At 52.6% G+C, this 12,041-nt stretch carries 11 protein-coding genes and 2 pseudogenes; 4 read left to right on the top strand and 9 right to left on the bottom strand.

Annotation, left to right across the window (positions count from 1 at the left end):
* Window positions 1–61 precede the first annotated feature (61 nt).
* Window positions 62–859: pseudogene (locus RAHAQ2_RS21935) on the top strand (sugar phosphate isomerase/epimerase family protein); the annotation flags it as partial.
* A 22-nt stretch (window positions 860–881) separates the two neighbouring features.
* On the opposite strand, the pseudogene RAHAQ2_RS21940 reads toward RAHAQ2_RS21935, so the two are convergent.
* Window positions 882–1,058: pseudogene (locus RAHAQ2_RS21940) on the bottom strand (phosphatase YieH); the annotation flags it as partial.
* A gap of 194 nt (window positions 1,059–1,252) precedes the next feature.
* Here RAHAQ2_RS21940 and RAHAQ2_RS21945 point away from each other — a divergent pair.
* On the top strand, window positions 1,253–2,590 hold the full coding sequence (locus tag RAHAQ2_RS21945; RefSeq protein WP_015699292.1) for an NCS2 family permease: 1,338 nt from the start codon (window positions 1,253–1,255) through the stop codon (window positions 2,588–2,590).
* Between the two features lie 61 nt (window positions 2,591–2,651).
* On the opposite strand, the gene RAHAQ2_RS21950 is transcribed toward RAHAQ2_RS21945, so the two are convergent.
* Together RAHAQ2_RS21950 and RAHAQ2_RS21955 are read right to left on the bottom strand one after the other, a co-directional pair.
* Window positions 2,652–3,221 (bottom strand): NADPH-dependent FMN reductase, encoded by a 570-nt coding sequence (locus RAHAQ2_RS21950; RefSeq protein WP_015699293.1) that lies wholly within the window; start codon window positions 3,219–3,221, stop codon window positions 2,652–2,654.
* A 91-nt stretch (window positions 3,222–3,312) separates the two neighbouring features.
* A complete protein-coding gene (locus tag RAHAQ2_RS21955; RefSeq protein ID WP_015699294.1) occupies window positions 3,313–4,038 on the bottom strand; it encodes a 4'-phosphopantetheinyl transferase family protein in 726 nt (241 codons plus the stop codon).
* A 323-nt stretch (window positions 4,039–4,361) separates the two neighbouring features.
* On the opposite strand from RAHAQ2_RS21955, the gene RAHAQ2_RS21960 reads away from it, so the two are divergent.
* Window positions 4,362–6,257, top strand: coding sequence for a methyl-accepting chemotaxis protein (locus tag RAHAQ2_RS21960; protein ID WP_015699295.1), 1,896 nt, complete (start codon window positions 4,362–4,364; stop codon window positions 6,255–6,257).
* 74 nt (window positions 6,258–6,331) lie between these two features.
* Here the strand turns inward: RAHAQ2_RS21960 and RAHAQ2_RS21965 are convergent, their stop codons facing one another.
* A complete protein-coding gene (locus RAHAQ2_RS21965) occupies window positions 6,332–7,219 on the bottom strand; it encodes a LysR substrate-binding domain-containing protein (RefSeq protein ID WP_015699296.1) in 888 nt (295 codons plus the stop codon).
* A 100-nt stretch (window positions 7,220–7,319) separates the two neighbouring features.
* On the opposite strand from RAHAQ2_RS21965, the gene RAHAQ2_RS21970 reads away from it, so the two are divergent.
* Window positions 7,320–7,919 (top strand): short chain dehydrogenase, encoded by a 600-nt coding sequence (locus tag RAHAQ2_RS21970; protein ID WP_015699297.1) that lies wholly within the window; start codon window positions 7,320–7,322, stop codon window positions 7,917–7,919.
* Between the two features lie 71 nt (window positions 7,920–7,990).
* Here the strand turns inward: RAHAQ2_RS21970 and mnmE are convergent, their stop codons facing one another.
* The 5 genes from mnmE to rpmH all read right to left on the bottom strand — a co-directional run bounded on the left by mnmE (window position 7,991) and on the right by rpmH (window position 11,844).
* The gene (mnmE, locus tag RAHAQ2_RS21975) at window positions 7,991–9,355 is read right to left on the bottom strand and encodes a tRNA uridine-5-carboxymethylaminomethyl(34) synthesis GTPase MnmE (protein ID WP_015699298.1); all 1,365 of its coding nucleotides are present in this window, start codon (window positions 9,353–9,355) and stop codon (window positions 7,991–7,993) included.
* 112 nt (window positions 9,356–9,467) lie between these two features.
* Window positions 9,468–11,102, bottom strand: coding sequence for a membrane protein insertase YidC (gene yidC, locus RAHAQ2_RS21980; RefSeq protein WP_015699299.1), 1,635 nt, complete (start codon window positions 11,100–11,102; stop codon window positions 9,468–9,470).
* Window positions 11,103–11,104: 2 nt separating this feature from the next.
* On the bottom strand, window positions 11,105–11,362 hold the full coding sequence (gene yidD, locus RAHAQ2_RS25250) for a membrane protein insertion efficiency factor YidD (protein ID WP_015699300.1): 258 nt from the start codon (window positions 11,360–11,362) through the stop codon (window positions 11,105–11,107).
* Entirely contained in the window at window positions 11,326–11,685 is a 360-nt protein-coding gene (gene rnpA / locus RAHAQ2_RS25255) for a ribonuclease P protein component (RefSeq protein ID WP_071823635.1), read from the bottom strand. Before rnpA ends, yidD begins: the two co-directional genes overlap by 37 nt.
* 18 nt (window positions 11,686–11,703) lie before the next feature.
* Complete coding sequence (gene rpmH, locus RAHAQ2_RS25260; protein WP_009637487.1) at window positions 11,704–11,844, bottom strand: 50S ribosomal protein L34; 141 nt, start codon at window positions 11,842–11,844, stop codon at window positions 11,704–11,706.
* Between the last annotated feature and the right edge of the window lie 197 nt (window positions 11,845–12,041).

Here is a 12,041-nt window from a genome sequence, read left to right on the forward strand (position 1 = left end):
ACGAACGTGGCATGAGGGTCCACTACTGTAAGTATCGAAGCCTGACTAAAAGGACGCTATTTTGCCTGCAACGACCCGGTTACATTCTATTGCGACAGTTTCAGTACCAGGAACCTTGCCTGAAAAACTCACTGCCATTGCAGCGGCGGGATTTGATGGTGTGGAAATATTTGAAGATGATTTGCTTAAAAGTCCGGTCAAACCGGCGGCTATCCGTAACCTTGCCGATTCCCTCGGCTTGCAAATTTTCCTGCTGCAACCTTTCCGCGATTTCGAAGGGGTACAGGCGGAAAAGCGGGTTGAAAAACTCGCCAGCGCACGCCGCCAGTTCGACCTGATGAGCGAACTGGGCTGCGACCACTTGCTGGTGTGCAGCAATACCGATCCCGACAGTTCGCCGGAGCGCGAGGTGCAGATTGCCGATCTCGCTGCGCTGGCTGAGATGGCTCAGCCGTATGATATCCGCATTGGTTATGAAGCGATGGCCTGGGGGAAACACGTCAACCGCTACCGTCAGGCGTGGGATCGCGTGCGTGAGGTGGATAGCCCGGCACTGGGTATTGTGCTCGACAGCTTTCATATTCTGGCAGTGGGTGACAACCTTGACCGTCTGGATGAAGTGCCGCTGGAAAAAATCAGCTTCCTGCAACTGGCCGATGCGCCGTTCAAGGACATGAACGTGCAGCAATGGAGTCGCAGCTACCGCTGTTATCCGGGGCAGGGTGATTTACCGCTGGTGGATTTCGTCAGCACGCTGAACCGTAAAGGCTTTACCGGCCCGTGGTCACTGGAAATCTTCAACGATAAAACCCTGCCACTGGCAGACGGCCTGCGATCCCTGACGGAGCTGGAAAAGCGGATGCAGGCTTACGAAAAATCCCTTAACCCGTGAGCTGATAACCCTTCTCACGCCAGATCGCTGGCAGTTCGTGCATGTCGTGGAAAGTGGTTACCAGCGGATGATCGAGGGGAGGATTATGCGGGTCGGCGCAGTAGTAAAATACCGGGATGCCTGCGGTGATCCCGGCTTGTGCGCCTGCCACGGAATCCTCCACCAGCGTACCGTCGCAATCAAAAAAGACACATTCAACCTGTGACATACTTTCTCCCTGTGCGTGTTTCATCTATTGGCGTGCATTATGGCACTGTACCCGAACGATAGATTTAATCCCATACATCCAGTGCTGGCGCTTTGGGGCTAAAATCCTTAGGATACCCCCCGATTGTTTTTCCCCCATTTTGGAACTCACCCATGAGCACACCACAGAGCAATGCGACTGCGGGTAAAGGTCTGGCTGAACGTCTGTTTAAACTGACGCAGCACGGCACCACCGTACGCACCGAAACTATCGCCGGTTTAACCACCTTCCTGACCATGGTCTACATCGTTTTCGTGAACCCGCAAATCCTCGGTGTCGCGGGCATGGATAAACAGGCCGTCTTTGTGACCACCTGCCTGATTGCCGCGTTCGGCAGTATCCTGATGGGCATTATCGCCAACCTGCCGGTGGCGCTGGCACCGGCGATGGGCCTGAATGCGTTCTTTGCTTTTGTCGTGGTGGGCGCGATGGGTGTTTCCTGGCAGATCGGCATGGGCGCGATTTTCTGGGGTGCCGTCGGTTTGCTGCTGCTGACTATTTTCCGCATCCGTTACTGGATGATTGCTAACATTCCGGTCAGTCTGCGCGTGGGCATCACCGCCGGTATCGGGCTGTTTATCGGCATGATGGGGCTGAAAAACGCCGGCATTATCGTCCCGAATCCTGACACCATCGTGACCATCGGTAACCTGACCTCGCACAACGTGCTGCTCGGTGTGCTGGGTTTCTTCATCATTGCCGTGCTGGCGTCGCGTAATTTCCACGCTTCGGTACTGGTATCGATTATTGTCACGACAGTCATTGGCCTGATGATTGGTGACGTGCATTACACCGGTTTCTGGTCGATGCCGCCAAGCATCACCACGGTTGTCGGTCAGGTGGATCTGAAAGGCGCGCTGAACATCGGTCTGGCGGGCGTCATCTTCTCCTTCATGCTGGTGAACCTGTTTGACTCCTCCGGCACGCTCATTGGTGTAACCGACAAAGCCGGTCTGGCAGATGCGCAGGGTAAATTCCCGCAGATGAAGCAGGCGCTGTACGTTGACAGCATCTCGTCTGTCGCAGGCGCTTTTATCGGCACTTCTTCGGTGGGTGCCTATATCGAAAGTACCTCCGGCGTGTCTGTCGGTGGTCGTACCGGGCTGACGGCAGTAGTGACAGGTTTGCTGTTCCTGCTGGTGATCTTCATTTCCCCGCTGGCGGGGATGGTGCCGGAATACGCGGCCGCCGGTGCCCTGATTTATGTCGGCGTGCTGATGACGTCCAGCCTGGCGCGCGTTTCTTGGGATGACCTGACCGAAGCGGTTCCGGCATTCGTGACAGCGGTGATGATGCCGTTCAGCTTCTCGATCACCGAAGGTATCGCGCTGGGCTTTATCTCTTACGTGGTGATGAAACTGGGTACCGGCCGCTGGAAGGAAATCAGCCCGTGTGTCGTCGTTGTCGCCCTGCTGTTTGTACTGAAAATCGCGTTTGTCGACGGACACTGATTTTCTTTATGACAAAAAAACAGCCCGGATTGCGGGCTGTTTGCATTTCTAAGGCTGTGGATTATTTGCTGACGCGACGCGTATAGTCGGCAAATGCTGTCAGCTGGCCGCGCAGGAAGTCGAGCGTGCCCTGGTCGATGACTTCGCCTATTTGCTCATCCACTTTGCTCTGAATAACGCCACCCATAAATTCAGGTTTATTCATCACCATCGCATCCAGGAACACCAGAATCTGACGCAGATGATACTGGCAACGTGCACCGCCGACCGGGCCCATGGAACTGGTCTGGATCAGTACCGGTTTACCGGCCAGTGGCTGATTCGGCAGGCGGGAAATCCAGTCGATGGCATTTTTCAGACCGCCGGGAACAGAATAATTATATTCCGGTGTCACAATGATCACGCCATCCGCCTGACGGATTTGCTCCGCAATGGCTTCGATATCGGCCGGGAAACCTTCTTCCTGCTGAATATCTGCATCATAAAGTGGCAGTGTACCGATGGAAGGCAACGCCTCAATGCTGATGCCTTCTGGCGCCACTTTCGGCAAGGTACGGGCGACCATCCCGTTATAAGACGCTTTACGAAGACTGCCTAACAGCGTAACAAACTTCAGTGGTTGAGCTGACATGGGTAACTCCTGTTATGGATGACTTTTCGAAAGGAACTGCCTGTAACCATAAATGAAAAACGTTAAAACTGGCGTAAACAAAAGTGAAGTTTTATTTAGCGGGTGGCAGGCTGATGAACTTCATGAAGTGTGGCGATTCAGATTGCTGGTCGATTGACAGGGTTTGCGTGCGGGTAAAACCGTTTTCAGGTTCATAACGCCAGCACTGCAAACGGATAATCGAGGGCGACTGTGCACAGGACCAGGTAATCGAGCCTTCAATGTCGCTCATCACTTGCGCCTCAGGCGTTACGGTAGACCGTAAACGACCAGAAGCAGGATTCAGGCTGAGCGTAAGCGGGCTCTGATCGTTCAGACCGGACATTTTCAGCATGCTCTGGCGGATACACCACAGTTGCAGCGAGGATTCCACCGGATCCGATTGCATGGCAATCCAGGTTTTTTCTACCGCAGAAAGCTGTAATTGCTGTTGCGGATTCACCAGCGCACTGCGGGCATGAATGATTTCAAGATCGAGGCCGACTTTTCCTTCGCTGCTGATTAAAACACCGACGGTGCTTCCGGCATACGCCAGACTGAAATCAGGCAGATCAGGGGATTCAAAACTCGGACGACCGCTGGGGAGCGTAATGATGTTGGGAAGTTCAGCGATTCCGTAAAGGTAGAAAATCATTTCTGCCAGCAGAACACGGCCGTTTAAGAAGCGTTTGCGCTGTTTTTCGGAAAGGCGTCTTGCGAATAATACGATCTCCTGGGGCAACCGGTGTGTATCCGGTTCTGCATCCGTCATTGCCCATCTTGCAAAATGGCACGCCATTGTTCACTCCATGATTAATGGTTCGACCGCATTTTCTCAATTGTTCTAAAGAATAACATTAAGAGAAATCATTAAAAACCGCTTAAAACCCACCGCGCCGCACACTTATTTCACTCTTCAGACAGTTTTTCATAATCATAAAGTTAAAGTAATCACAGATTTACTCTCTTATTGGGAAAGTATCTCATTGGAATGATGTTCTGGTTTTTCACTCGTCCGATTCTTACACCAGATATATCTACTATAGCAACATAAAGAAACGTCAGAAAATGCCGTTACTAATTAAGCAGCGATCTCGCTGCTTTGCCTGTGAGTACCCTAAAATGTTAAAAACAACGCAATCCCGCTTTATCGCATTGATCAGCTTGTTTTTTATTGTGCTGATCATCGTTACGCTTATCGTGATCCAGGTGTATATCGCTCCCCAACTGAAACAAACAGAAAGCAATCTGGTGGCTAATCAGGTGGATGATGTCGCGGTGGCCATTAATGATCGCCTGAATAAAGTTGAGTCTCAGGTACGCACCATTACCCAGACTGTCGCACAAATGGACAGCGACAGTATCGATCGTTTACTGCCGGCACTGGTTGATCAGTACGGTGATGCCGCCGTGTTTGGTGGCGGGATCTGGCCGCTGCCTAACCAGCGCGATCCGGCCAAAATCAAATTCAGCACTTTCTTTGCCCGTAATAATAATAACCAACTGACGGTCAATACTTTCTGGAACAGTGCCGAATCCCCAAACTATTTCGATCAGTCATGGTATCTGGCGGCATCAAAAGGTGAAAAGGGCCAGTGTGTCTGGGCGCCTGCTTATTTTGATGACGCCAGCACCCAGCCGCGGACTAACTGCGCGATGCCGATTTATAAAGGTGATAAACAATGGGGCGTCGCCACCATTGACGTCACGCTGGGTTTCTTTAACCAGCTGGTGGCAGAGATGGAGAAAAAGATCCACGCGAAGATTTATATCGTGGAAAAAGACGGCACCATCGTCGGTACCAGCCATTCCACAGATGAAAAGCTGCCGAAACTGGCCTCCCTGGGTGAAACTTCACCGCTGGCGATGCAGATCCGTAAAAGTCTGGATCAGATCAACGGGCAGGCGAGTCTGGTCGCTGACTACGATAACGACGGCACATCCCATACGATGTTTATGAGCAACATTCAGGGGCCATGGTTTATCGCTACAGACATGCCAACCAGCCAGTTGCTGGCGCGCAGTCACAATATTCTGACGAGCCTTGGTCTGGTTCAGATCCCGATGGTTTTGCTGCTGCTGATCGTTCTGATCGCCGCGATTAAAATTTTTATGCGCCAGCTGGCGGCACTGAACAAAAATATCGCCCGGCTTTCCGCAGGCGGGGCCGACTTAACCCAGCGTTTACCAGAAAGCCGCAGCCCTGAGCTCAATCAGATCAACCAGAGCTTCAACAGTTTCCTGTCTTTCCTGCAATCGATTCTGCGTCAGGTTGGCGACAGTAGTCTGGCGATCACTTCGGCTTCACGTCAGATTGCCAGCGGTAACCTGGACTTGTCAGCACGAACCGAGGAACAGGCCAGCTCGATTGTCGAAACGGCAGCCTCAATGGAACAACTGACCAGCACCGTGAAACAGAACGCTGCCAATGCTGAAGGGGCTAACCAGTTGGCACGTGATGCCTCGGCTGTTGCCGGGAGGGGCTCGGAAGTGGTGAAGCAGGTTGTCGACACCATGGGTTCCATTACCCGTTCTTCACATAAAATCGTCGATATCATCAGCGTGATCGACGGCATCGCTTTCCAGACCAACATTCTGGCGCTGAATGCGGCAGTTGAAGCGGCGCGTGCCGGTGAACAGGGCCGCGGTTTCGCCGTTGTGGCATCCGAAGTGCGCAGCCTGGCACAGCGCTCAGCCACCTCCGCGCGTGAAATCAAAAAGTTGATCGAGGATTCTGTGGCGGATATCGCCACCGGCAGCGAACTGGTGGCGACCGCCGGGACGACGATGGATGAAGTTATGGGGGGCGTGAATAATGTTGCGACACTGATGAACGAAATCATGTCTTCCAGTCAGGAGCAAAGTCTGGGCATTGAGCAGGTTAACGTCGCGATCACTCAGCTGGATAATGCAACGCAGCAGAATGCCGCGCTGGTTGAGCAGGTTTCTGCCGCCGCACAGGCAATGCAGGATCAGACTGTTCAGCTGGAGACCGTGGTCGCGGGCTTTAAGCTTTAATCGCATATATTTATAGCGTTGAAACTGAGCGGTAAGTGAGCAATCACTTACCGCTTTTCATTCTGTGCGGTGGTTCAGTAAAAGACGTGTTCAGTCATGAAGTTAATCAGGCTGGTGAGTTTGGCGCGCGGTCTGAAATCGGGCAGATAAACCAGATGCACCGCACGTGGCCTGGGGATAAAAGACTCCAGCACCGGGATCAGTTTTCCGCTGGCGATATCGTCAGCCAGCAGGACTTTGGGCTGCAATAGCAAACCGGCACCTTCCAGTGCAGCGGCACGTAATGCATGGCCATCGTTTGATACATAGCGGCTGTTGACCGGCCACGCTGACGTGGTGCGCTCTGCATTCGCCAGATGCCAGCCTTCGCTCTGATTCCAGACGGTATGCACCAGGCACGGGTGCGTTTTCAAATCTTCCGGCGAAGCGGGTATGCCGAAACGCTGCAAATAATCCGCAGAGGCGCAAATCACCATTTCATAGGGGTTCAGAGGCTTCGCGACCAGCCGGTCATCGCCAATGTCGCCAATACGGATCGCCGCGTCAAAACCTTCGCCGATCAAATCGACCCGGGCGTTACTCAGGATCAGTTCAACGTTCACTTGTGGGTGTTTTTGCAGATAGCGGGCCAGCATGGGGGCCACTACGCTGGAGCCCAGTGAGACAGGGGCGCTGACCCGCAGCAGCCCCGTCGGTACGCTTTGCAGGCTTTCCATCGCGCTTTCGGTGAATTTCATCTGCTCCAGCACCCGTTTTCCGTTCTCGTAAAACACTTCACCGGCATCCGTCAGGCTTTGCCTGCGTGTGGTGCGCTGCAACAGACGGGCATTCAGATGCTTTTCCAACTGCTGAATGTGCTTGCCGACCATCACTGCTGAAATACCCAGTTTTTCTGCTGCTGTACTGAAATTCCCGGTTTCTACCACACTGATAAAGACCTCAATATTCCGCAGTTTATCCATATTACAAACCCTGAGTTAGAACAGAACGAATAATATGAGTCTATATCTAACCGGGAGTTTGGTGAAAGATGATCCCACCAACAACGTTGAGGAATGTCTGATGAAAATTTTAGTGATTGGCGGAACGGGTACATTGGGTAAAGCTGTAATTAAGGAATTTGGCGCAGACCATAAAATTGTCACTGCTGGCAAAACGCACGGTGATTTTCAGGTGGATATCACCGACGAAAACAGCGTAAAAACACTTTTCCACAGTACAGGGAAAGTCGATGCAATTATTGCCACTACCGGCAGCCTGCACTTTGGCCCGCTGGTGGAGATGACCGCAGAACAGTTCAATATTGGTTTGCAGAATAAGCTTTTGGGACAGGTGCGCATTGCGCTGATCGGTCAGTCATTCCTTAATGATGGCGGTTCCATCACGCTGACCAGCGGGATCATTGCTGATGAACCTATCCGTCAGGGGGCAAACGCCACCACGGTGAATGCCGCCGTCGAAGGCTTTGTCCGGGGCGCGGCGATTGAATTGCCACGGGGTATTCGCATCAATGTGGTCAGCCCGACCGTAGTAGAAGAGTCGCTGAAAGCTTACGGCCCGTTCTTCCCGGGCTTTGAGGCTGCACCGGCAGCGCGTGTGGCAAAAGCCTATCGTCGCAGCGTGGAAGGGGCACAGACCGGACGCGTTTATAAAGTCTGGTAAGGCGCAATCTGTTGAATAAAATAAAAAACCCACATTTTTCAATGTGGGTTTTGTTTGCTGCGAAGAGTGGCTTATTTACCGATACAGAAACTCGAGAAAATACGCCCCAGCAAATCATCCGAGGTAAATTCACCGGTGATTTCGCTCAGCGATTGCTGGGCCAGACGCAGTTCTTCCGCCAGCAGTTCACCCGCCCATGCACCGAGCAGTTGATCTTTACCCTGAACCAGATGCTGTGCGGCCTGTTCCAGCGCCTGCAGGTGACGGCGACGGGCAAGGAATCCGCCTTCCATATTATGGTTGAAGCCCATCACCTGTTTCAGATGATCGCGCAGCAGATCAACGCCATCACCCGTGCGGGCAGAAAGGCGAATAAGTGAGTGACCATTCACTTCGGTTTGTCCCAGCGCTTCGCCGGTGATATCCGCTTTATTGCGTACAACGACAATCGGTAAAGTCGCCGGCAGACGTGCCATAAATTCAGGCCAGATGTCCGCAGGCTCGGTTGCTGCCGTTGTGGTACCGTCCACCATAAACAGCACTAAATCCGCCAGTTCGATCTCATTCCACGCACGTTCGATACCTATACGCTCAACTTCGTCGCTGGCTTCACGTAAACCGGCGGTGTCGATGATGTGCAACGGCATGCCATCAAGGTGGATATGTTCGCGTAAAACGTCACGTGTGGTGCCCGCGATATCGGTCACGATCGCCGCTTCACGCCCGGCCAGTGCGTTCAGCAGGCTGGATTTACCGGCATTCGGACGTCCCGCAATGACCACTTTCATCCCTTCACGCAGCAGGCTGCCCTGACGTGCTTCGGCCCGCACGGCATCGAGATCGCCCATCACCGTATTGAGTTTGGCTTCGATTTTACCGTCGGACAGGAAGTCGATTTCTTCATCGGGGAAGTCGATAGCCGCTTCGACAAAGATCCGCAGGTGAGTGAGTGCTTCCACCAGATGATGAATACGGTTCGAGAAAGCGCCCTGCAGGGAGTTGACCGCCGAGCGTGCGGCCTGCTCGGAGCTGGCATCGATCAGATCAGCAATGGCTTCGGCCTGCGCCAGGTCGAGTTTATCGTTGAGGAAAGCCCGTTCAGAGAATTCGCCCGGACGCGCAATTCGCACGTTTTCCAGCGCGATAATGCGTTTAAGCAGCAAATCCAGGATCACCGGCCCGCCGTGGCCTTGCAGCTCCAGAACATCTTCACCGGTAAAGGAATTCGGGCCGGGGAACCACAGCGCGATGCCCTGATCCAGCGTACTGCCGTCGGCATCCTGAAACGGCAGATAATCGGCATAACGCGGCTTGGGCAGCTTACCTAAGACAGCCTGTGCCACATCACGCGCCGCACGGCCGGAAATGCGCAATATGCCCACGCCACCGCGGCCGGGTGGGGTTGCCTGGGCAATAATGGTATCTGAGGTGCTCATAGCAATGATCTCTGTTGGTCTTTTTACGGATATGCAAAAGGCGATCAAATGATCGCCTTTGTTTTTAATCATCAAGTTTAGCGGTCAGGACGAAACCCGTCCTGACTTTCACTTATGACTTTTTCTTGTCGCGGCTGTGCAGACCACGTTTTTCCAGCCCGCGATAAATCAGCTGCTGCTGGAGAATGGTGACCAGGTTACTGACGATGTAGTACACCACCAGACCGGACGGGAACCACAGGAAGAACACGGTGAAGATGACCGGCATGAAGGTCATGATCTTCTGCTGCATCGGGTCAGTGACGGTGGTCGGCGACATCTTCTGGATGAAGAACATCGTGATACCCATCAGAACCGGCAGAATGTAGTACGGGTCTTGCGCTGACAGGTCATGGATCCACAGGATGAATGGCGCATGACGCAATTCAATGGAACCAGACAGCATGTAATACAGTGCCAGGAAGATTGGCATCTGAATAACCAGCGGCAGACAGCCACCCAGCGGGTTCACTTTCTCAGACTTATACAGCGCCATCATTTCCTGACTCATGCGCTGTTTGTCATCACCGATACGTTCACGCATGGCGGCCAGTTTCGGCTGCAACATACGCATTTTCGCCATCGACGTGTACTGTGCGCGGGTCAGTGGATACATGATACCGCGGACAATAAAGGTGATAACGATGATCGAGAAGCCCCAGTTACCGATAAACCCTTGAATGAATTTCAACAGTTTGAACAGTGGCTGAGAGATGAACCACAACCAACCGTAGTCAACCGTCAGGTCAAGGTGTGGCGCGATTGCAGCCATCTTGTCCTGAATTTCCGGGCCAACCCACAGGATAGAAGCAACTTGTTGCTGCGCACCCGGTGCAACGGTAAACGGTGTGCCTTTAAAGCCAATCGTTGAGATACCGTTATTGGTGGTCGTGAAGAATGTGTTGGTGTCTTTTGCTGACGGGATCCACGCCGTTGCAAAGTACTGCTGCAACATCGCAACCCAACCGCCCTGAGTGGTGACATTCAGGGCTTCGCTCTTATCGAACGCATACTTCTGATATTTATCATCACTTGAGGAATATGCCGCGCCGCGGAACGTGTGCAGAGCAAAGTTATTGCTGCCGGTATCACGGTGCTTAGGCAATTCGGTGGTTTGTTTCAGCTGACCGAACATGGTCAGTTCAAGCGGGGTTGCCGTGGTGTTGTTGATATTGTATTCAACGTTCACCGCGTAAGAGCCACGTTTGATCACGAAGGTTTTGGTGTAAATCGCACCGTTTGCCGCCGTGTAAGTCATCGGAATGCGCAGTTCAGACTGGCCTTCAGCCATCGTGAAGGTATCGGAGCTCGCCTGGAACAGAGGGCGTTCGCCGTTAGCCGGATTGTCTGGACCGTTTTTGCCTGTCAGGCCACTTTGTGCCTGATAGAGGAAATTAGGAGTCGTTTCCAGTAACTGGAAAGGCTGGTCAGAGCCCAAAGTCGTTGGGTAAGCCTTCAGCAGAGCCTGCTCAATGTCGCCACCACGGGTGTTGATCGTTAATGACAGCACATCACTGTTAACTGTAATTAATTTGCCCTGTCCGCTATCAGGAACAGCCTGATTAGCAGCATCACCGTTTGCAGTGTTCGCAGTCTGTTGCGTGGTCTGGTTGGCCGGTTGCGGAGCGTGGTCCGTTTGCCATGCCTGCCAGATCATGAAAGACACGAACAGCAGAGCGATGAGGAAAAGATTGCGTTGCGAATCCATCGTTAGTGTTCTCTGTTATTGTCGGTTTTCGGCGGTACGGGGTCATCACCACCTGGGTTCAAAGGATGGCATTTTAATACGCGTTTCAAAGTCAACCAACTGCCTTTTAACACGCCAAAACGACCAATTGCTTCAATACCGTATTGAGAGCAGGTTGGTCGAAAGCGGCAATGCGGCCCGAGCAACGGACTGATGAATAACTGATAACCACGTATCAGCTTTATCAGGATGCGGGAGCCTGTCGGCAATGTCGACGCCATAATTTCTCCAACGCTTCCGTCAGCGCGCGATTATCTAAATCGGCGACACCCTTCTTGGCAACCACCACAAAATCCATCGACGGCAGCGTATGCTGATTCAACCGGAAACTTTCGCGGGTAAGGCGTTTGATCCGATTGCGTTCATGTGCGCGTTTGACGTGTTTTTTTGCGACGGTGAGACCGATGCGGGGATGCCCCAGCTCGTTCAGGCGGCCGAGTATCGTGATTTGCGGCGTGCCAGCCCGTTGTGGCTGCTGGAAGACGAAAGTGAAATGACGGGGAGTTAACAAACGTAACTCCCTGGGAAAAGCGAGCTTAACCACTAAATAGGTTAGCTTTTATTACTTAGAAGCTGACAGACGGGTACGGCCTTTCGCACGACGGCGAGCCAGAACCTGACGACCATTTTTGGTGGCCATACGAGCACGGAAGCCGTGGCTACGGTTGCGCTTCAATACGGACGGTTGGAAAGTGCGTTTCATGGCGATTTCTACCTAAACTTAAATTATTACTGATCAGTAAACGCGAAGACATTTCGGCGAAAAAACGACCGGTGCCTTTGTCGCAACATATAAAGAAGCGGGATTGTAATAACTGTACAGTCCTGAGTCAATTTACATTGCCAGAAATGGTTCAAGTGTTTACCAGAATTGCCCGTGGTCACACCGCAATATCCATC

The organism is Rahnella aquatilis CIP 78.65 = ATCC 33071, from assembly GCF_000241955.1.
Taxonomy (GTDB): Bacteria; Pseudomonadota; Gammaproteobacteria; order Enterobacterales; family Enterobacteriaceae; genus Rahnella; species Rahnella aquatilis.

Bases quoted from the DNA above. Each gene is read 5' to 3' on its own strand.
- RAHAQ2_RS21945 (WP_015699292.1), top strand. From the start codon at position 1,253: ATGAGCACACCACAGAGCAATGCGACTGCGGGTAAAGGTCTGGCTGAA.
- RAHAQ2_RS21950 (WP_015699293.1), bottom strand. From the start codon at position 3,221: ATGTCAGCTCAACCACTGAAGTTTGTTACGCTGTTAGGCAGTCTTCGT.
- RAHAQ2_RS21955 (WP_015699294.1), bottom strand. From the start codon at position 4,038: ATGGCGTGCCATTTTGCAAGATGGGCAATGACGGATGCAGAACCGGAT.
- RAHAQ2_RS21960 (WP_015699295.1), top strand. From the start codon at position 4,362: ATGTTAAAAACAACGCAATCCCGCTTTATCGCATTGATCAGCTTGTTT.
- RAHAQ2_RS21965 (WP_015699296.1), bottom strand. From the start codon at position 7,219: ATGGATAAACTGCGGAATATTGAGGTCTTTATCAGTGTGGTAGAAACC.
- RAHAQ2_RS21970 (WP_015699297.1), top strand. From the start codon at position 7,320: ATGAAAATTTTAGTGATTGGCGGAACGGGTACATTGGGTAAAGCTGTA.
- mnmE (WP_015699298.1), bottom strand. From the start codon at position 9,355: ATGAGCACCTCAGATACCATTATTGCCCAGGCAACCCCACCCGGCCGC.
- yidC (WP_015699299.1), bottom strand. From the start codon at position 11,102: ATGGATTCGCAACGCAATCTTTTCCTCATCGCTCTGCTGTTCGTGTCT.
- yidD (WP_015699300.1), bottom strand. From the start codon at position 11,362: ATGGCGTCGACATTGCCGACAGGCTCCCGCATCCTGATAAAGCTGATA.
- rpmH (WP_009637487.1), bottom strand. From the start codon at position 11,844: ATGAAACGCACTTTCCAACCGTCCGTATTGAAGCGCAACCGTAGCCAC.